The sequence below is a fragment of the Pseudoalteromonas sp. S1609 genome, assembly GCF_005887255.1.
GTDB lineage: Bacteria > Pseudomonadota > Gammaproteobacteria > Enterobacterales > Alteromonadaceae > Pseudoalteromonas.
This window is the reverse complement of sequence record NZ_PNDJ01000072.1, coordinates 1-20,160: the sequence shown is the minus strand read 5'-3', so window position 1 is coordinate 20,160 and position 20,160 is coordinate 1. Positions and strand designations below refer to the sequence as shown.

The window sequence follows — 20,160 nt, the reverse complement described above, 5'->3', positions numbered from 1 at the left end:
GATAACGCAGCATCAATACCAAACAGGCGCAGCCCTTCGGGTTCTGCCTAGGGGCGATTTACTCTTTGTTTCTCGGTTTTTACCTATTCTTACATGGATGTAAGCCAGTAGAATAACGCAGGAGCAGTTATCGAGCCCACTAGGTTACAAACCTCGCGCCGCGATTAAACCACCCCTAGTTTGAACAAATTGTAATCCGCAAAGGTCAACAGACCCTAGCAGTTAATCACTTTTAGAACGTAAAGCTGATGCAATTTGCATTAAGCTTTTTTTGGCTAAAAATAAATAACTGCATAAAGCTAATTAGTATCAAAAGCGTGCAGCATATAAAGCCGCACGCACAATCACCTTTATGGGATCACATTATATATGAGCGTTGAAGCACTCAAATTATCAGAGTCTTTTACATAACGGTATTGTTTTTTCCAAAACCAACTACCGGTAGTTTCATCGACAGTTTCATATCCTAATGTATCGCCAGCCACGCTAATATTATTCATTGCCACCGTTACATTACCTTGGTGCTGCGCTTGTTGAATTTCGTTATGGCTGTAACTGTTAGTCATCATTAATGGATAATGGTATGGCATGAAGCTACTAACAGCATCACCTTGCGATTTTAAACGCCCATTGGTATCAATATTGGCGCTACAACTGCCAAATGAGCTTACCGAGCTTGCACCGCATGATGAGTGAGTAGCGACTACCGAATCATCGTTACCACGCAAAAAGCCAGCCGTTAAACCTAAGTAAGCATTACCATCGGCCACAAAACGTAAACGCGGTGTGCGCGCATCAGGTAATGGGGCAATTCTACGTGCATTATTAACTTTTAAATCATGTAATACACCAACCGCCTCATTAACTTCACTGCCTAGCCACCAAGTTAATGCAGCATCTACAGCAAAATTCCACGATGCGCCGGTTAACGCACTCACCGCTAAGTCGGCTAATTCACTACCGCCACCAGCACCCGCTAAATCAAAGGTAGCAATAATATTAAGCGGTTTTAAACCCGCGTTTTCTAGCCAGTTTTCTTGGTTATCTATAATATATCGGGCAACTAAGTCACCGGTAGAGTGGGTTACAAACACGCAGCCTGGCTCGCATAAATTTGAGCGAGAGATCTGTTGTAGCTTGGGCCATACCCAATCTGTAGTAATTTTTCCTTCTATTCGTTCATACGCAGGCCAGTCAATGCGCTCGTCGGCACGGTTTACCCAATAAGACTGCCAATAACTTTGGCCATCGTTTACTACATCACTACCTGCTTTATTGGTAAGTTGGGATATTTGCAAACCATGAATTAAAACTACTTTATACTCTTTACTCATCGCAGAAAAACTCATTAAGAGCCCTATTGCTGCTGCAAATAAAGTCGCGCGTTTAAAAATGTGTGTGTTGTTCATATTAATCCTTAACTGATTGAATATTTTTATTATGCTTAGCTTGTTACACGCTGTTGTCAGTGCATGGTAAAAGCAGTGCATTGACCAGTATTGGGAACAAATTTAAAAAATGCAACATTTTGTTATCATTTTCACCGTTAAAGCTAAATATTTGCGTTAAAATACGACAAAAACGCCAAACTATTGTGTTAAACAAAATAGCTTTATCCCCCTTCTTAAGCAGTATCAATAAACTTTCTTTTAACTGTGGTTAACTATTAAACAACACTACTTTTTATTGGTGTAATAGCGTAAGTTAATTACACACGATGAAAATCAAGGAATTAAAATGATAAAAAAAATAATTTTTGGCAGTGTTTTATTTACTGCAATTTCAGCGCCTAGTTTTGCTAGTAGTATTAACACCCAACTTGAACAAGCAACACAAAGTGTAAGTGAAAAAGTCATTACATGGCGTCGCCATTTGCATCAATATCCAGAGCTGAGTAATCGCGAATTTGAAACCGCTAAGTACATTACTAACCATTTAAAATCTTTGGGTCTTGAAGTACAAACCGATGTTGCGCATACCGGTGTTGTGGCTAAATTAAGCGGTGGTAAAAAAGGCCCTTTAATCGCCCTTCGTGCCGATATGGATGCTTTACCCGTTACCGAACAAGTTGATTTACCCTTTGCCTCTAAACAAACCTCAACCTATCGTGGTAATGAAGTAGGCGTTATGCATGCCTGCGGGCACGACACTCATGTTGCTATTCTAATGGCCGTAGCAGAGTCACTGGTAAAAATTAAAGATCAGTTAGCGGGTGAAGTACTGTTTGTATTTCAACCCGCTGAAGAAGGTGCCCCCGAGGGAGAAGAAGGTGGCGCTGAGCTAATGCTAAAAGAAGGTTTATTTAAACAAAAGCCTGAAGCGATGTTTGGCTTGCATGTCACCAGCTCACTTAATACTGGTCAAATTGGCTTTAGAGAAGGGCCTCTAATGGCCAGTGAAGACTCTTTCACAATTAACGTAACGGGTCGTCAAACTCATGGCTCGCGCCCTTGGAATGGCGTAGATCCCATTGTTGCTTCATCACAAATTATAATGGCAACTCAAACAATTGCCTCTCGCCAGGTAGATGTAACTAAAGCGCCTTCTGTTATTTCATTTGGCGCGATTAACGGCGGCATACGCTCAAATATTATCCCCGATAATGTAGAGCTTATTGGTACAATTAGAACCTTTGATCAAACGATGCGTGCCGATATTAAAAAACGTTTAGCTAAAACCGCTGAACTGGTTGCCGAATCCGCGGGGGCTAAAGCTGATGTGCATATAGATCACGGCTACCCTGTAACAGTAAATAATGTTGCACTGACCCAAAAAATGACCCCTACACTTGCCCGTATTGCAGGTGCTGGCAACATTATTACCACAGATTTAATTACCGGTGCAGAAGACTTTAGCTATTATGCATTAGAAACCCCTGGGCTGTTTTACTTTTTAGGTGTTACTCCAAAAGATCAAAACGCTAAAACGGCACCAAGTAATCATTCACCTCAGTTTTATGTTGACGAAAGCGCATTACAACTTGGCGTAGAATCATTATCTCAACTGGTCGTTGACTACTTACAATAAGAACCAGCATAACAAGCACTGGGCTAATAACCTTGTGCTTGCATTATAGACAGTGTTATTCAGCTAATATAAATCCCCAATCGCTTATCTTTTAATGTCTAATATAAATTCTCAATCTGGTAAGGACACCTCAATGACGGCAGAGTATTTTAATTTTTTAAGCCTTATTGGCGTGGCATTCTTTGCAATTTCAGGTGCATTATTAGGCCACGACAAAGATATTGGTGGATTTGGTGTTGTCGTCGTTGGCTCAGTCACCGCGTTAGGCGGTGGCACGCTCAGAGATATTCTTCTTAACCAACCTGTATTTTGGATAGCCAACCCCGATTATTTATACGCTACCTATGGCGCTATTTTTGTCACCGTTATGTTTATTCGCCACTTGCCCGACCTGTCTAACTATTACATGTTACTGGTTGATGCCATCGGTATGGCTATTTTTAATGTGGTCGGTATTGAAAAAGCATTAATTGAAGGTACAACCATGGTGGTTGCGCTTACAATGGGAATGACGACGGGTATATTTGGCGGCTTAATACGTGATGTGATCTGTAGAGAAGTACCACTGGTGATGCGCGAAGAGCTATACTCCACCGCGTGTTTTGCAGGAGGCTTAACCTATGCCACACTATTTTTATTAGAAGCTCCTTATTTATGGTGCATTATAGGTTCATTATTGGTAACCGTCTTTCTAAGATTGGGCGCACTGCATTTTGGCTGGCAACCCAACCTATTTAGAAAACGAACTCCAAAAATAAGAGATTAGTATAAGTATGGCTTTACACTAATCGCTCATACAAGCCTGACGCCCGTGATACACTTTTACCCATGGCCAGTTGCAGCACTTTTTTATCTGCCACCAGCTCAAAGGTCTGTTTTGCGCGGGTAATTCCCGTGTACACTAATTGCCTATTAATACCGATACTCGCCTGCTTGAGCGGTGGTAACACCATCGCGGTATAACTAAACTCTGAGCCTTGCGATTTATGAATGGTCATTACATACACTTTATCGTGCACCGGAAGCCGTGCGGGTGAAAATGCCCGTTCATTCCCTTGCTCATCAATAAACAGTGCCTTGAGTTGGCCGCTATCATCGGGCATTAAAATCCCTATATCACCGTTAAATAATTTTAGCTGGTAGTCGTTTTGACTAACCATTATCGGCATCCCTATATAATGCCGCTGATTAGGATTAACGCTAACTAAACCTTGCTGCTGTAATACCCGTTCAATACGCTGGTTTAAACTATTAACGCCGTAATCGCCTTCACGTACTGCAGCAAGTAACTGATAACTGGCAAAAGCTGCATGCACTTGCGCAACACTGGCACCTTGCGCTATCAGTTTTAGGTAATTAGCATAATGACTTGCGGCACTATTTACTAACTTTTCAATTGGTGTGGAAACAAAATCATAGTCTAAAATAATATCGCTAAAATGCCCTTCGCTACTTTGTTGTTCAACATAGTTTAATATCCCACGGTTGTTGGTATTAACCGCCAGCGCCAATTGACCTATGCCACTTTTTGCATCAAACCGATAGCTATGTTGTAAAAAGGCAATGCAATCCGCGAGTTTAAACTCACTTTGAGTTTGCGCGTTGAGTTTAACAGTGCCATTAAAGCACAGCGTGTTCAATTGCTCACAGCGTACTTTTGAATAACACGGTGTTTGTCCAAGCACTAACCCTTGGCATAAATCACTCATTACGCTGCCAGTATCAACCGAGGCAAGTTGGTCTTTATCGCCGAGTAAAATCAATCGTGCATGATCTGGCAAGGCCTCAATTAATTTAGCCATAAGTGATAAGTCGACCATGCTGGCCTCATCAATAATCAATACATCAACATGCAACGGATTGCTTTTATCGTGCCGGAATTTATTGATAAATGGCTTAACTCCCAACAACCGATGAATGGTTTGCGCACTTTGCGGGATCAACGCGTTAATATCATCTGGTATTTCACTAAGCTTATTTTTAGCCCCTAAAATTGACTCTGTTAGCCGTGCCGCTGCTTTACCTGTGGGTGCTACTAATTTTATGCTCAATGGCGCCGCTTGATATAACGACTGTAAAATCGCTAACAGCTTTGTTACCGTGGTGGTTTTACCGGTGCCAGGCCCGCCCGTGATCACACTAAAACCTTTTGTGGCGGCAATCGCACACGCTACTTTTTGCCAATCAATGTCAATACTCGGATCATTAGGAAAGTAGCGGGTTAATAACTGGGCAAGTACTGCATCATCAATGTTAAGTTGTCGTTCGCTCATTGTCAGTAATCGTTGGGCAAGAGTCTGTTCATAGCCTGCTAAACGAGAAAAATATAATCGTTGATTAAACAATTGCAGCGGCTTTTGCTCCCCAACACTGTGATGTGAGAGTAAATAACGTATTGCTGCCTCAGTCGTATAGTCATCACTAAATGGGCTGAGAGTATCAGGCTGTGTGCCCTCTAGTTTAGTAAAGTCGCTTTGACGTAAATTAAACGGATTAGTCCAGTCAACCTCTGTTAGGGTTAAACAGCTATGTTGGCTTTGCTGCGATAAACACAGCATTAAAATTATATAAAAGAGGTCGTCATACCCTTGCTGTGCGTTTGTGCCACTGAGCAATTCAGCCAGTTTTACATCAACCACTCGCACTCTATGTTCGTCCGTTAAATACGTTAGCAACGGCACGACTTCAATACTTTCGCTGGCCTGCATCGTTGGCTGTGCTGTTGTGAGCACAGGTTCAACTAAAGGCGCATCATCTAAGTCATCAAACAAACCCGGTTGTTGATTTAAATCACTCATAGCATGGCTCCTTGGCTAAACAAGCCATCTAAAATAACGACTTGATCTGCACTTAGCTGTTTAAAGTACACTCCCTCACCTGCTGGCATACCGCGTAAAAAAGTATAATAAACACCGCCTAAATGCGCCTCTATTGAATAATCGGGAATTCGCTGTTTAAGCAAGCGATGCAGCGCTACGGTATAAATTAAATACTGTAAATGATATTGGTGGCTGGTCATGGCTTGCTCTAGCTGCTCTGGCACATAATCAGCGGCGGTACTGCCCAAATAATTCGATTTATAATCTAAAATATAATACTTGCCTTGGTAGCAAAAAATTAAATCAATAAAGCCTTTTAGTAACCCTTTAACATGGGCAAACTCAAGTTTACTTTGGTTAAAGCCAAAATGTTTAATCAACACTTCATTAAGCTTAGGGGCACTGAGGCTGCTAAGCGGTAAGTTAAACTCCATTTCTACTAAACAGTCACTTGGCGCTAATTGGCTCAAACTTAAATTATTCTCGCTGTTTAACGGGCAATTAAGTGCATCGAGTACCCATTGCTCGGTAATTTGCTGCCATTGCTCATCAATATGGTATTTTTCAAAAGCACGCTCAATCACAGCCGTTAAGTTTTGCTCTGTATTCGTGGGATGATTTACCGGACTGGTAAAATCAAGCTGCTCAAATATTTCGTGCAAACAACTCCCTGGTTTTGCACCCTTTGGAAAGCTATACGGTGAAGGAAGTTCATCTTGCTGCACAGCAAACTCATCTCTTTGATGATCTTCATCACTGCGTCCAGGAGCAAGTTGCTCTGCATGCTTTTTAAAGCTCAAGGCACTAAAGCTGGTTGCTCGCCAGTCACGTTCAATCTGCGCCGTTACTGTATTAATAAGTAAATCGTGCTGTTTAGTGTTACTATTTTTTAACCGAAGTATGCCCTGCTCAACTAGTTCGCCTGAGGTAAATTGCTGATATTGCATAGCATGATTAGCCTCACAAAATTCACTTAAATGGGTGCGCCACACTTGGCTGCTGGTTATCTCTAACCCTGAGAACAATACATGCCCCAGCGCACTACTTTGAATTGCTAAACGGCTACTTTGCCCTTGAGAAATGTTATACACGCCCAGCGAACAAAAATGCACTGCACGAGTCAGTGCTACATAAAGCAAACGTAAATCTTCAGCTAAACGTTCTTGCTCGGCTTTTTGCAGGGCATCTTCATTTTTACTTAAATCGTAAATCAACTTACCATTTTGATGATAAAGCGCGTCTTTAGTTTCACGATAACCACTGGCAAATGGCATAAATACCAATGGGTATTCAAGCCCTTTAGAAGCGTGCATAGTCACAATTTTAACTAAGTTCGCATCACTTTCTAAGCGAACTTGCACTGTTTCGCCATCTTGCTGGCTCACCTTTTGCGCAAACCAACGTAATAAACGAAGTGTCCCTTCAAGCTCTATTTGTTTTTGCTGCAGTATTTCGCCAAGATGTCTAAAGTCGGTAAGCCACCGTTCTACGTTATAGCCCAAACCTTGCCATTTGGCACTGAGCTGATTGTGACTCAGTAAGCGTTCGAGCATTGCCATTGCCCCTTGCTTATGCCAAATATGGCTAAGTTGAGCAAAAAAGTTTAGGTGTTCTTGCCAGCTATTTTCATCATCGGCTAGAGCAAAAATATCGTTATAGCTTAAACAAAATAACGGGCCAGCTAATACACCGCGTAGTAACGCCTCATCGTACTGACCATGCAAAGCCGTTAAAAAATTGAGCAAGTGATGACTTAACTCTTGGCTAAATACACTGTCGCGCGATAAATACACACTGGCAATATTAGCTTTACTCAGCGCTTGCTTCATTATTTGTGCTTCAACGCGGTCGCGCACCAAAATACAAATATCAGCAGCGCTTACCGGCGTACTGCCAATACAGGCTATTCCTTGGTTTGCCTGCTCAAGTAAAGTAACAATTTTATTGGTAAAATGGGTGGCTAAATGAGCTTGCCCTAAGCCTTTACTGGTCGGCTTATTTTTTTCATCGCCGGCTTCATCTACAAACACATTAAACTCAAAGGCGGTGGCAGGTTTACCGTCAATTAAAAACGACTCATCTGCTTTTTTTCCTTTCGCTTTCACTTTATTAAATGGAATGGCGTCGTTATAAATAAAGCTGTTTTCGTATTTGCTAAATAAGCTATTTACGCTATTTACAATATCACTGCTTGAGCGAAAGTTAGTGCCCAATGTAAATTGTTGTGGCTCATCTACCGCTTCTTTTGCGCCAATGTAGGTAAATATATCTGCGCCCCTAAACCCATAAATTGCTTGTTTGGGATCGCCTATCATAGCTAAAGTGGTATTGCTTTGAGCATAAATTTTACTAAAAATCCCGTACTGAATCGGGTCAGTATCCTGAAACTCATCTATCATTGCCACCGGAAATAACTGCGCTATTTTTTGTGCGAGCACATCACCTTGTTCACTCTTTAAGGCACTGTGTAAATTAGTCAGTAAATCGTCAGGGGTGATCACGCTTTGTTCTTGTTTGCGTTTAACTATGGCCGCTTTTACCCAGCTCGCCGCATATTGCACTATCGCAATTTTTAACCCTTGGTTAATGGTGTTGTTAAGTGCGGCTAAGGCATCGAATTGGCTAATAAGTGGATGCGTCAGTAATGTGCCATTTTTTTTATAATTAGCGGCATTACTTAAGTTCTCGCTACTCCACACCTCAAACGAATACTTACTGGTACCAAATTCAAAAAAGTCATCACTGCCTAAGCAAAATGCTTCAAGTGCAGCAAGACTGCCCTTTCGCCCAGGTGTTTTTGAGCCACTTAAATCGGATGCTTTAACAGCACCAATAAACTCTTGCTCTAGGCAGGCTTTTTTAAAGGCTGGAACACACGCCAAGTATTCATCTCGCGCTTGCCATACCGCATCTAAACTAACTTGCGGTGTTATCTCTGCGTTCGCCTTATTTAAAATACTACTTACATGACTAAATAGTGATTCGGGCGCAGCAAATACCGCTAAAATCGCATCTGTTCTTTCTTTACTGAGTGGGTATACAAACGCACGCCAAAAGTCTTTTATGGATTCAAGCAGAATATCGCGCTCATCTAAAATGAACTCTAAGTTAAATGCCACACCGGATTCAAACGCATGCTGTTTTAGCATTCGCTGACAAAAACCATGAATGGTAAAAATAGCTGCTTCGTCCATTGATTTAGCTGCGGCATCGAGTAAGTCAAATGCACGGTGCTTGTCATCAACGCCCGCTATTACACCCTCAATTAGCTCATCATTGGGTACTTGCCCAAGTAACGCATCACGCGCGGCAATAATTCGGCTACGAACACGGTCTTTAATTTCTTGCGTGGCGGCATCGGTAAAGGTGACTACCAAAATTTGCTCAACACTCAATGGCGTATTCAGCTCACCAGGTATTTGCATGCCCAATAAATAACGCAAATACAAACCCGTGATCGTGTAGGTTTTACCTGTGCCAGCACTGGCTTCAATTAAGCTTTGCCCTAATAATGGCATAGTGAGCGGATTAAGCGCTTGCATAGTCACTCTCCTTGGCGTGCTCGAATAATGGGGCGAGTAGCTTATCGCTCCAATGTATAAATTCGTCTTGGCAGTCATTAAGTGATTGCACTGTTAAACGAATATATGGGTTTTCTCCTTCGCCTCGGCCAATATACTGTGGACTAAATTTACTGTTGGCTTTTGCCATATCACTACCGCTTTTTACGTATTCATAACCACTTACCGGAAAAAACGCGACGGGCTTGTTGCGTAATGCTTTATAAAGCTCAAACCAATCTGCGAGCAGTAAATCGGCATCGGCTTTACTCATTGGGGCAAAGCTAATTTGTTTATCTAAACCCAGTAATAAAGTTTCAACCTCTTGTTGCATGCTTTGTGCAGCAAGATGATAAATAAAGCCTTTAATTAAATCTTTAGCTTTAATACTAGCACTGCGATAAAACACTTGTTTTTGCATATACACATGGTTTAACCAGCCTTCAATGGTGGTGTTTTCAAGCAAAAGTAACACCTCTATCGGTTCGCTTTTACCCGCTTTTATTTGTTGTTTTACTTGCCCTGCAAGCGCATCAACGCGATGTTGCATGCTCTCATAAATTAAGCTGCCAACATGGGCTTGCGGCAACTCACCGCGCTGCAGTATTTGTTCGGTACTCAGTGGTGTATCGTTAATATTAGCTTCAAGTATTTCATCAAGGTAAAAATAACGGCGCAGCGCATCTAAGCTAAACGGTTCTTCATCTTTGGCTATATCGTTAAATTGCGGCAAACGTAACCCTAGGCTTTGCTGATAAAAGCTCTCTTGGGCGTGGCACACACTGCGAATAAACATATCAAGATCAAGCAGCTCTGGAGGCGTTACATCAAGCGCAGTGATTGCTTTTGGCTCAAAGGCTTCGCTAGGCAGCCAAATTGGGTTATAGCTGTGGTTGTTAAGCCCTGCCTGTTCAGCGCTAGCTGGCAAATAATAATGACTATTAAAAGGTTGTAAATGTTGTTGGCTAATAAGGCAATCTGGCAAGGGTTTATCACTGGGTTCGCTAAGTTTAAAGCTGCGACCTATGTATTCTAACAATTCACTGACAAGTGTTGATGGCATTCGTGGCTGGTTATCAAAACATGAGCGACCAATGTAGCTCATATATAAATTATCTCGGGCACTAAGAAGCGCTTCTAAAAAGAGATAACGGTCATCGAGTTTTCGTGAACGGTCACCTTTTTGCTTTTTAGAATAAGGTACTAGGTCAAACCCGATAGGCTGCACGGTACGCGGGTAATCGGCATCGTTTAAGCCTAGCATACACACCACCTTAAACGGCACGGCGCGCATTGGCATTAACGTACAGAAATTTACTTGCCCCACTAAAAAACGCTGGCCGACACCTTTTTCTTGTATGCCTTGTTTAATTAAATAGCTAACAATGCGCTGCGATACGGCCTCACTGTAATCACCGTTATCGTGGTGCTTACCTATATCTTCGAGTACTTTTTGTAGTACTAATAAATCCCAACTGTCGTCGCTTTCGCTTTCATAAATAGTATTGAGCAGCTCATTTAAAATTTGGGCTTTATTGGTGAGTGTGTCATCGGGGGTGAGCTTAGCTTTGAAGTCTTGCAGAACATCAATAAAATGTACCAGCTTATTAAGTGTATCAAGTGCCATGCCCTCAACCTCATCAGCACTGTAAATGCCATTAAATGGGCATTGTTCATCGCGCATGGCAATACCCAGTAGTAACCGGTTTAAGCCATGTTGCCAAGTGTTAAGCTCAATTGCGGGTAAATCAAAGCTACTTTTATGTTCAGCGTTTACACCCCATTTAACGCCAACACGCTCCAACCAATACTGAATTTGCTCATATTCATGCGCTTCTAAGCCAAATTTTTCAGCAATTTGGGTAACCTGTAATAAATCGAGAATATCCGACACACCAAAGCGCGAAAATGGTAAATTAGCTAAACTAGCAAACGAACTCAGTACTGGCTTTTCTTGCTCTATGGCTAAATCAGCTAGCGCATAAGGTATAAATCGGCTGCCCTGTGCACCACCAAAAACTGCTTCAATATAAGGGCTGTAGGTGCCAACATCGGGCATCATCACGATGATGTCTTTAGGGGTAAGCGCTGGATTTTGATTAAATAAATTAAGTAAGTAATCGTGCAAACGCTCTACTTCTCGAAGCGGTGTATGGCAATCACTTAGTGTAATGCTTGCATCGTTTGCAGTAATTGGCAGCTTGCCCTCGTCGTTAATAAACCATTCTTTATCATCGGTGAGCGACTCACCTTTAAAGGCAAGTTGGTAAATTTCACTTTGCACTTGGCCGAGCAAGCTATCGTCAAATGCATCTATAAAGCCATCAATCCAGCGGGCATCAAGCTGTACTAGTTGCTCAAAATAATCGCGGCCGAGTTTACCCCACGATGACAATAGCGGATTACCAATAAAATAGTATTCCTCATCAGGGTTGGTGTGCTTTTTTTGCTGTGCTTCCAGCAGCGGCATTTTGGCATATTTAGCGGTGATTTTAGCGGCTGTTTTTTCATCAATAATATCGCCCCAGTAATGCTCGCTAGGGTTAAAAAAGAACAAAAACACTTCAGTTTTTTTACTTAAGGCTTCAAACACCTCAAGCTGCGAGCTAGCAATGGCAGATATGCCAAATAAGCTAATGCGTTTTGGTAATAAGCTGCTATCCATGCTCTCAAGTGCACTGAGTAACTGCCCTTGCATATTGGCACGGTGAAATTGGCTTTGCCCCAGCTGCTTGCTTAATTTGACGATACGACGCCATAAATCGGGTTGCCAAGGCGCAATCGTTATATCAACATCGTCAAGCTCATCGGTGCCACTATCCCAAGTGGCTATCCAATGGGGGCGGTACATCAAATATTGGTCGTACACATCGGCTATTTTTTCACATAGAGCAAAGGTTTTTTGGCCGTCAATATCGCCCTCTAAATAGGTTTTAAGCGGTAAGTACAGCGGCTCATTTATGCACTGGGGTAAAATGGCAAATAATTTCCAAGCAAGGTTAGGTTTATTAAAGGCCGACTCTTTAGGCACATTTGGCAGTAACTGCTGATACAACTGCCAAATAAAACTCGACGGCAGCGGAAAGTCTACCTGTGCAGCTACGCCTAAATTTTCACTTAAACCGATTTTAAGCCACTGCGACATACCCGGCGATTGCACTAACACCACTTCTTTATCAAATGGGCTTTGCAATGGGTTTATTTTTAATAGCTGATGAAACTGCGCTTGCAGGGCTTCCATACGGTTTGATTGAATAATATTGAGCATACGATACCAGCCTTACTTGAGATAAAGCCAGTGTAAGATATTTTCAATTTAAGCGGTAGCGCTAAGGGAGCATTGGCGTTAATAAATCAGCAAGTTAGCCCGCCAATAGATGAACTTTTAAACGCACAGCTTGAACCGCAGTGCGTTTATTATTTAAATGGTGATGCTATTTATAAGGACTAATACTTGAAAGACTAAAGTCACTTTGCATAATAACCTGACCCTCAATGCCTTTAAGCTTTAATGAAATAGCAGGGTCGACTTGTTGCCAGTCTATGCTTAAATCACCATAGTTAACATTATGCGTGTAATCACCGACACGATGCTGGTTAGGGCTAACGTCTTTCCACTTTTCTGTCAGGCCTGAGCTGGTCATTTCAATAAGCGGGTAATCAAGGTTATGTTGATACCTTGAAATCTCGCCCCAGTGAGTATCGCCACTAATAATAATCACACCATTTACTTGGTGTTTTTTAATTAACGCAAATAAACGGTTTCGATCCTCAGGAAAATTTGCCCACGACTCCCAGCCGGTAAAATCTGGCAGTAACTGCAAGCTTGACGCTATTAGCTTTATTGCCGCTGGCTTTTTCAGCTCGGCTTCAAGCCATTGCCACTGTGCCTCCCCTAGCATTGACGCGCCTTTAACTTCAGTTGGACTGTACGGGCCTTGGTTATTTAGTTTACGCTTGGTGTAATACTCAAGCTCGCTAACAGAATTAAGTGTGTCACGATTAAAGCGTAAATCTGGCATGATCACCTGCACGGTTTGCTCGCCTTCGCCATACATGTACGAGGTATAAATACCATCAGCACGGGTACGGCGTTTTGAATTTGCCGGTTCTTGCCAAAAATCGAGCATGATTTGTCGCGATGCTTCCTTATGCGGATACTCTTTCCCCGCGTCATTTTGACCATAATCGTGATCATCCCACATGGCTATTATTGGTGTTTTTGCGCGTAGTGCTTTAAAGCCAGGCTTTGCCCCAAGGCGTTGGTATTTATTTTTAAGTACAGCCATGTCGTTAGTATCGCCATAAATGTTATCGCCTAAAAAAATAAATAAATCACTCTGCTCTTTGTTAATGGCGTTAAATATAGGAATGTCTTTATCTTGGTGCCCGCAAGAACCAAATAATATTTTAGACGGCGCAGCCATTGCTACACTGCTAATCACAATAGTCAGTGACAGTGCAGAATACTTAACGGTTTTTAGTAACTGTTTCATTTTAAAATCTCATTAATAGCCGGTGCCATATTAGGGTTAATTATGTGTGGGTTTTGCCCAAGTGCTTTTAAAACGGTGGCGGCAACTTGCGCTTGTTTAAGCTCGTTTTTAGTTTTAATTAAGCCGTTATTTTTAATTGCAGGGCCAATAGCTGCCAGCCAAATATGCTCAGAGCCAATAATTCCCTCAGGAAATGCCTTTTTACCCTGCTCCGAATTTGCTAATGCCCGTTTAGAGCTGTGATGTTGCCAATCACTGGCGTGACTTCCACGGCCATGATCAGTAGTAACAATTAACGTGGTATTATTTTTGTAACCCGCTGTGCTTTGAATGGTTTGCCATAAATCATTTAAAAATGCATCGCTTTGTTTGGCCGACTTTAAGTAAGCATCGTAATGGCCATCGTGAGCAAAGTCGTCAGTCTCTCCTAAACTAATCACCAGTAGTCTTGGTTTTTTCGCCAGCATATACGCTTTGGCAAAACGATAGGTAAAACTATCAAGCCGTACATTGTGCCATGGGCTGGGTATTTCTGTTTGTAGCGCATTAAGTAGCGCTGCGTCGGCAAATAAATCATCAGCAACGCGCATAAACCCCGCATTCACCTGCACTTTACTGCGCTTAGTATTTACAATGTAAGGAAACACATCCCAACTACCAAATAACGCGGTGCTGTTTTTAAATTCAGGTTGGGCGTTTAAACGCTCTAAAATAGTTTTATTTGGGTTGAATACCTTGTCGTTACTGTTGATACTTTCATCCACTTCACCAGTAAGAATTTCGTTATACCCAGGATATGAAAAATACCACGGATTACTCACCGACATAGTTGAGCCTTTAGCCCTATCGCCAATAATAACGCCGTGTTTTGCAATGGTTTGAGTTAAAAATGGCATTAACAACTGTTGACGCTGTTGCGGACTTTCATGCCAAAATTGGCTCTTTAAATGTGCTGGTTGTTTAACAAAATCTTTATTATTAATCAGCTTGCTATCGGCACCATTAAAGACTTCTTGCCAGCGAACCCCATCTAAAGTTACCAACACAACATTTTGCGGTGCTGCCAATGCCATATTATTAAACAATAAAATTAAACTTAAGCCAGTTATTTTTATCATGCTTTTCATTGTGTTCTCATCAACCTTTTTATAGCAAAAAGCCCATCAATGATGGGCTTAATTACGTTTATTACGTTTTAAAACGTGGCGGTTAACGTCACGGCTGCTGTGCGTGGGGCGCCAATAAAGTAAGTGCTTCCATTACCTGTGCCGCCCGCTAGGTAGCTTTCATCAGTAATGTTGTAAACCACAAAAGCAATATCAATTGCTTTGAAGGGGCCAGCATTAACTTCAGCTGCGTAGCCTGCATTTAAATCAACCACGGTATAGCTATCTACATCGCCACGCTCGCCAGTGTATTTAGCCGATAAACCAAAGCGGAAATCACCGCTGTAATAATCGGTTGAAAGCACAAATAAATCATCTACTGAATCAATTACTTTGCCTCCTGCTTCAAAGCCTGGCGCATCGCCTTTGTATTCAGAGCTATTATTGGTGTATGAGCTATATACATTCCACTCATTATTAAGCATATAACTTGCTGACAGTTCTAAACCTGTCGATTCAATACCGCCCACATTTAGGTACGAGCCGTTAGTACCTATGGTGTAATCAATACCCCCCGTGTCGCTGCCTGGTGCGATAAAGGTAATACGGTTATCAAATTCAATTGAATAGGCCGTTGCCGTTAGCTTAAGTGCATTATTTTGATAGCGTACACCTAGATCAATATTTTCAGCGGTTTCTGGCTTAATAGCTGATAAGTCAGAGCTGTCGCGCTCAAGCACACCATCTTTAATGGCGGCAAAGTTTTCGCTATAGCTGGTAAATAACTCAGTATTACTATTTAGCTGATACAAAATGCCGCCACTAAATAGAAGGTCTGAATCACTGTTTACTTTAGCTGTTGTCGCATTTTGATAATGGTCATACTTTTCTATGTCTACTAAGTACTTTTTCACCCCTAGATTAAGGGTTAAGTCGCCAAATGCCATTGAGTCTTGGGCGTACCATTTGAGCGTATCGGTCTCAAAGGTGTTTTTATATTGCGTCCAATAAGGGGTGTTATCAAAATGATGATAAATACGCGCATCTATAACTTTATGCCAATCTCGTGACTCATCACGGTCGCTTTGCTCATACCAAAAACCGGCTTCAATATCGTGCATGCCAATGCTTGCTTGATAATTAGCAGTTACCCCTAAACGGTCTTTATTATAATGTGTATGACGATAAGACATAACTGGCGTTGCATCAGCATCGTAACATGCAGGATTAAGCTCAGGGCCTGACTCCCACGGCCAGTTTAAGCTAGCCGTACAACCTGCATTGGGAGCAAGTGGGTTACCATTACTATCTGTAAAGCCATAAGAGCCTGCGTTTGTACCACCCTCTGTGGTTGGGTTACCATTTTCATCTACAGGGGACGTTAAATAAGGAGGGATCCAATCACCTCGGCCTGAGTTTTTATGATAATAAGGGCTAATGGTTAACAATGAGGTGGGTGAAATCGCGTATTCAAACTTTAAATACCCTAGAGTGTTTTCACGTAATGTGCCCCAACCTTCTGCAAACATTTGGTCAAAGTGCGGAACGCCTGCCCAGTTCCATGTTAGTTGATCCCAATCTGGAGTTTGTTCAAATTGTGCCAAGCTCACGCTGTTGTAATTCGTCTCGCTTACATCATCGTAAGATAAACGCCCTGTTATAGTTAACTCATCAAGGGTGGTGACAAATTTCGCTTCAGCGTGTTGGTTATCTTTCCCACCATTGCTGCCCGAGCCAATCCAACGGCTAGTATCGGTTTGCGAATAACTCACATACGCTTGAGTATTATCAAAAATGGTGCCAGTTTCGTGTTTAACGTAATAGCGACTTGCGTCATGGCTGCCTGAGGTATATGCAAAAGTGGTGCTTTTTTCAAAGCTAGGCGCTTTACTTACAAAGTTAAAAGTACCGCCTAGCGCCTCTAACGAGGCTGATTTAATATCTGAGGTACCTTGGCCAACTTCCACAGTCACCAAGTTTTCGCTATCTAGGTAACGATTCGCTTTAGCACCACCGCCATAATTAGAACCGCCATTAGGAATACCGTCTACCGTCATACCTAATTGCTGCTGGTTTGAGTCAATACTAAAACCACGCATGGTAATAGTGGTTGACCAATCGTCGCCGCCAAATGCGTCGCCTTCGTTTATGCTAATGCCAGGTAAGTTATCTATTACTGATAGCACACTCGATACCGAGCTTTGTTGCTCAAGCATGGCAGGTTCAATAACGTTGTTTGCATAACTGGTTGGTTTTGCAGTAACGGTTACTTCTTCTATCACGTTATCGTTATCGTTAGCATAAGCTGAAGTTGATACCGCCATGGCCACAGCCATGCTCAAAATCGATTTATTTTTTAAAGCGTACATTGTTGTCCCGTTTGATTCTAATTATGAAAGGTAATTATGAAAGCGGGCACAGTCTATTTTTTAAATATGACAACGAGGGGGAACTTTATTGACAGCAAGATTAAACAATTATGAGTAAATTATGGCAAATAAATGTATAAAAAAAGACACTCACGGTTGCCCATGAGTGCTATATTATTTTTTAAAAAATTAGCTGCTATTTCAATTCAGCTAGCATTTCATCACTGTAAGCTGTGACTTCTTCGCCGTTTTTAATTTTGCTAATGTAATCTGGGTTAGCTATAAGCGGGCGACCAATAGCAATTAAATCAAATTTATTGTCGTTAATCGCTTCTTTCGCAGTTTCAAAACTATAACTACCTACACCCACTAAGGTACTGGCATAACCAGCTCGTAAAAACTCAGAGGTTGATTTACCTTCTAGTGAATCAAAACGCATGCTGTCGTCAAAAATACCGCCGTGTAAATAAGCTAACTTGCGGTTTTCAAGCTCTGGTAATAAGTAGTCAAATACTGCTTTATCGCGATTGTCTTCGCTCATATTAAAGTAGGCACCCGGTGTTAAACGCATAGCGGTACGCTCATTGCCTACAACATCAATAACTGCATCGGTTACTTCCAGTGCAAAGCGCGACATGTTTTCTGGTGTTTGCCCGTACTCGTCATCACGTTCATTTGCCGCATAATGTAAAAATTGATCAATTAAATAACCATTAGCACCGTGAATTTCTACGCCGTCAAAACCCGCTTCCATCGCATTTTCTGCGGCTTTAGCGTAGTCAGCCACTAAGCCTTTAATGTCGTCTGTAGTTACAGGCTTTGGCGTAACATAAGTGAGCTCGCGCATACGCGGCACTGAACCTTCAACCCCAATTGCCGATGGCGCCAAAACATCACCACCAAAAAAGTGAGGGTGTGCTACACGGCCAACATGCCATAGTTGTGCAAACATTTTTCCGCCATTAGCATGTACTGCGTCAGTGACTTTTTTCCAACCTTGAATTTGTTCGCTAGTGAAAAGCCCAGGTGTATTTGGATAACCTTGAGCATCAGCACGGATAATAATGGCTTCACTAATAATTAAGCCTACATCAGCACGGCGAGCGTAGTAATCAACCATGGCTTGTGTTGGCACTAAATTGTCATCTGCCATACAACGGGTCAATGGTGCCATAAGTACGCGGTTTTGCAGTTCTATGCTGTTATTTAATTTAAAAGGTGAAAGTAAGTCAATCGACATAATATTTATCCTTTGTTGAATGTACATTCAAGATAAGGTCACTTGAATGAATATTCAAGTATAATTTTGAAACTTTGTTTAAGATTGCGTAAACTGCCACCTAGGCCTAAGAAAAATAAATTTCTTCATTACTACTCTCTCCACTAAAAGAGTCATTATGAGAACTGCAGAATTTGATAAAGAGTTTGTACTACGCCAGGCTATGGCCATGTTTATGCTTCATGGCTATGCAAAAACCAGTATGCAAAAATTGACTCAAGCAACCCATTTACATCCGGGTTCTTTGTATGGAGCATTTGGTAATAAAAAAGGTATTTTTTTAGCCGCTACGGAGCAATACCAAACCGATCGCAATACACAATTTACGGCGCTGTTTGAGCACAGTAATTGTATTTTAGATACGCTGAAACAATACCTTAATATCATTGTGCAAGAATGTATTGACGGCGAAGCAACTAAAGTGTGCTTGCTTACAAAAAGCATTAGCGAGGTAGAGGGTAACGATCCACAAATTTGCCACGTATTACGTACTAATTTAACGGCGTACGAGCATGCCTTTGCGCAGCAATTACAAAAAGCGATAGATAACAAAGAAATTACCAATGGACGAAGTGCCATAGAACTAGCACGATTTTGTGTTATGGGTATTTATGGATTGCGCACTTATGCATTAACAAATCAAGACCCTGACGCACTAAACCAACTAGCCGACGAGCTGCTTGCAGCCATTAGCTAAACTTAATTTTAAAGCGCAGTATGTCGCTGCCTTTTGTATTCCCCCCACAGTGAGAGAGAGCCAAAAATGACCACTGACAATTTATCAAAGCAAGACGACGTAATTTTAGGTCTTGGCGCAAAAAAACGACTCGCATACATGTACGAAACTGTGCAACAGTTTAAGCAAGTGTGGATTTTAAACGATGACGACGGCTGCGTAATGCTCACTAACGAAGACGACGATTGCGTACCCGTATGGCCAACCCGTGAGTTTGCACAAGCATGGGCAACCGGTGAATGGGAAGGATGTACACCAAAAGCAATTCCAACAGCAGATTGGTTTAGCCGCTGGACGCCAGGCCTTGAAGAAGACGACTTACTAGTTGCCGTGTTCCCTACCGAAGAAGACGACGGCACAATTTTATTTCCTGATGAATTTCAAACGCAGTTGAATAAATCAATTAGAAAATATTAGGGCCTGTTAATCTTTTCAGATTAAAATTTGTTCAAGCTAGGGGCGATTTAATCGCGGCACAAGGGTTGTAACCTAGTAGGCTCGATAACTGCTCCTGCGTTATTCTACTGGCTTACATCCTAGTAAGAACAAGTCATAACCGAGCAAAACTTCCGCGTCCTGCACACGCCCCTTACCTACATCCATGTAGGCAACAAAGAATAAATAGCCCCTAGGCAGAACCCTTCGGGCAGCGCCTGTTTGGCATGGATACTGCGTTATCGCCTATTTATGGGGAATACCCACACCACATAGGCGCTGCCTTGCCTAAATACCAAACAGACTGCTGCAAATCCAACCTTGAAAGGTCAC

At 41.9% G+C, this 20,160-nt stretch carries 12 protein-coding genes; 4 read left to right on the top strand and 8 right to left on the bottom strand.

From position 1 onward, the window contains the following. Nucleotides 1-350: 350 nt before the first annotated feature. Nucleotides 351-1,409: a hypothetical protein gene (locus CWB76_RS16610; protein ID WP_138609084.1), complete on the bottom strand. Its 1,059-nt coding sequence runs from the start codon at nucleotides 1,407-1,409 to the stop codon at nucleotides 351-353. A 328-nt stretch (nucleotides 1,410-1,737) separates the two neighbouring features. Here CWB76_RS16610 and CWB76_RS16605 point away from each other — a divergent pair, with 328 nt between their 5' ends. Next, nucleotides 1,738-3,027: an amidohydrolase gene (locus tag CWB76_RS16605; RefSeq protein WP_138609082.1), complete on the top strand. Its 1,290-nt coding sequence runs from the start codon at nucleotides 1,738-1,740 to the stop codon at nucleotides 3,025-3,027. Nucleotides 3,028-3,160: 133 nt separating this feature from the next. Further along, nucleotides 3,161-3,793, top strand: a complete 633-nt coding sequence (locus tag CWB76_RS16600; protein ID WP_138609080.1) for a trimeric intracellular cation channel family protein — start codon at nucleotides 3,161-3,163, stop codon at nucleotides 3,791-3,793. A gap of 13 nt (nucleotides 3,794-3,806) precedes the next feature. Here the strand turns inward: CWB76_RS16600 and recD are convergent, their stop codons facing one another. The 7 genes from recD to CWB76_RS16565 form a co-directional block, all read right to left on the bottom strand. Continuing rightward, nucleotides 3,807-5,825, bottom strand: coding sequence for an exodeoxyribonuclease V subunit alpha (recD, locus tag CWB76_RS16595; RefSeq protein WP_138609078.1), 2,019 nt, complete (start codon nucleotides 5,823-5,825; stop codon nucleotides 3,807-3,809). Then, nucleotides 5,822-9,388: an exodeoxyribonuclease V subunit beta gene (gene recB, locus CWB76_RS16590; protein WP_138609076.1), complete on the bottom strand. Its 3,567-nt coding sequence runs from the start codon at nucleotides 9,386-9,388 to the stop codon at nucleotides 5,822-5,824. Before recB ends, recD begins: the two co-directional genes overlap by 4 nt. After that, the gene (recC, locus tag CWB76_RS16585) at nucleotides 9,375-12,674 is read right to left on the bottom strand and encodes an exodeoxyribonuclease V subunit gamma (protein ID WP_138609074.1); all 3,300 of its coding nucleotides are present in this window, start codon (nucleotides 12,672-12,674) and stop codon (nucleotides 9,375-9,377) included. The genes recB and recC overlap by 14 nt, the downstream gene beginning before the upstream one ends. A 166-nt stretch (nucleotides 12,675-12,840) precedes the next feature. Beyond that, nucleotides 12,841-13,902 carry an alkaline phosphatase D family protein gene (locus CWB76_RS16580; protein WP_138609072.1) on the bottom strand — a complete coding sequence of 354 codons (1,062 nt, stop codon included), beginning with the start codon at nucleotides 13,900-13,902 and terminating at the stop codon, nucleotides 12,841-12,843. Then, the gene (locus CWB76_RS16575) at nucleotides 13,899-15,029 is read right to left on the bottom strand and encodes an alkaline phosphatase family protein (protein WP_138609070.1); all 1,131 of its coding nucleotides are present in this window, start codon (nucleotides 15,027-15,029) and stop codon (nucleotides 13,899-13,901) included. The genes CWB76_RS16580 and CWB76_RS16575 overlap by 4 nt, the downstream gene beginning before the upstream one ends. A gap of 68 nt (nucleotides 15,030-15,097) precedes the next feature. Next, on the bottom strand, nucleotides 15,098-17,377 hold the full coding sequence (locus CWB76_RS16570; protein WP_138609068.1) for a TonB-dependent receptor domain-containing protein: 2,280 nt from the start codon (nucleotides 17,375-17,377) through the stop codon (nucleotides 15,098-15,100). 196 nt (nucleotides 17,378-17,573) lie between these two features. Further along, on the bottom strand, nucleotides 17,574-18,617 hold the full coding sequence (locus CWB76_RS16565; RefSeq protein ID WP_138609066.1) for an alkene reductase: 1,044 nt from the start codon (nucleotides 18,615-18,617) through the stop codon (nucleotides 17,574-17,576). Between the two features lie 157 nt (nucleotides 18,618-18,774). Here CWB76_RS16565 and CWB76_RS16560 point away from each other — a divergent pair, with 157 nt between their 5' ends. Further along, nucleotides 18,775-19,353, top strand: a complete 579-nt coding sequence (locus tag CWB76_RS16560; protein ID WP_008109773.1) for a TetR/AcrR family transcriptional regulator — start codon at nucleotides 18,775-18,777, stop codon at nucleotides 19,351-19,353. A 66-nt stretch (nucleotides 19,354-19,419) separates the two neighbouring features. Further along, nucleotides 19,420-19,809, top strand: a complete 390-nt coding sequence (locus tag CWB76_RS16555) for a DUF2750 domain-containing protein (RefSeq protein WP_138609064.1) — start codon at nucleotides 19,420-19,422, stop codon at nucleotides 19,807-19,809. The last annotated feature ends 351 nt before the right edge of the window (nucleotides 19,810-20,160 follow it).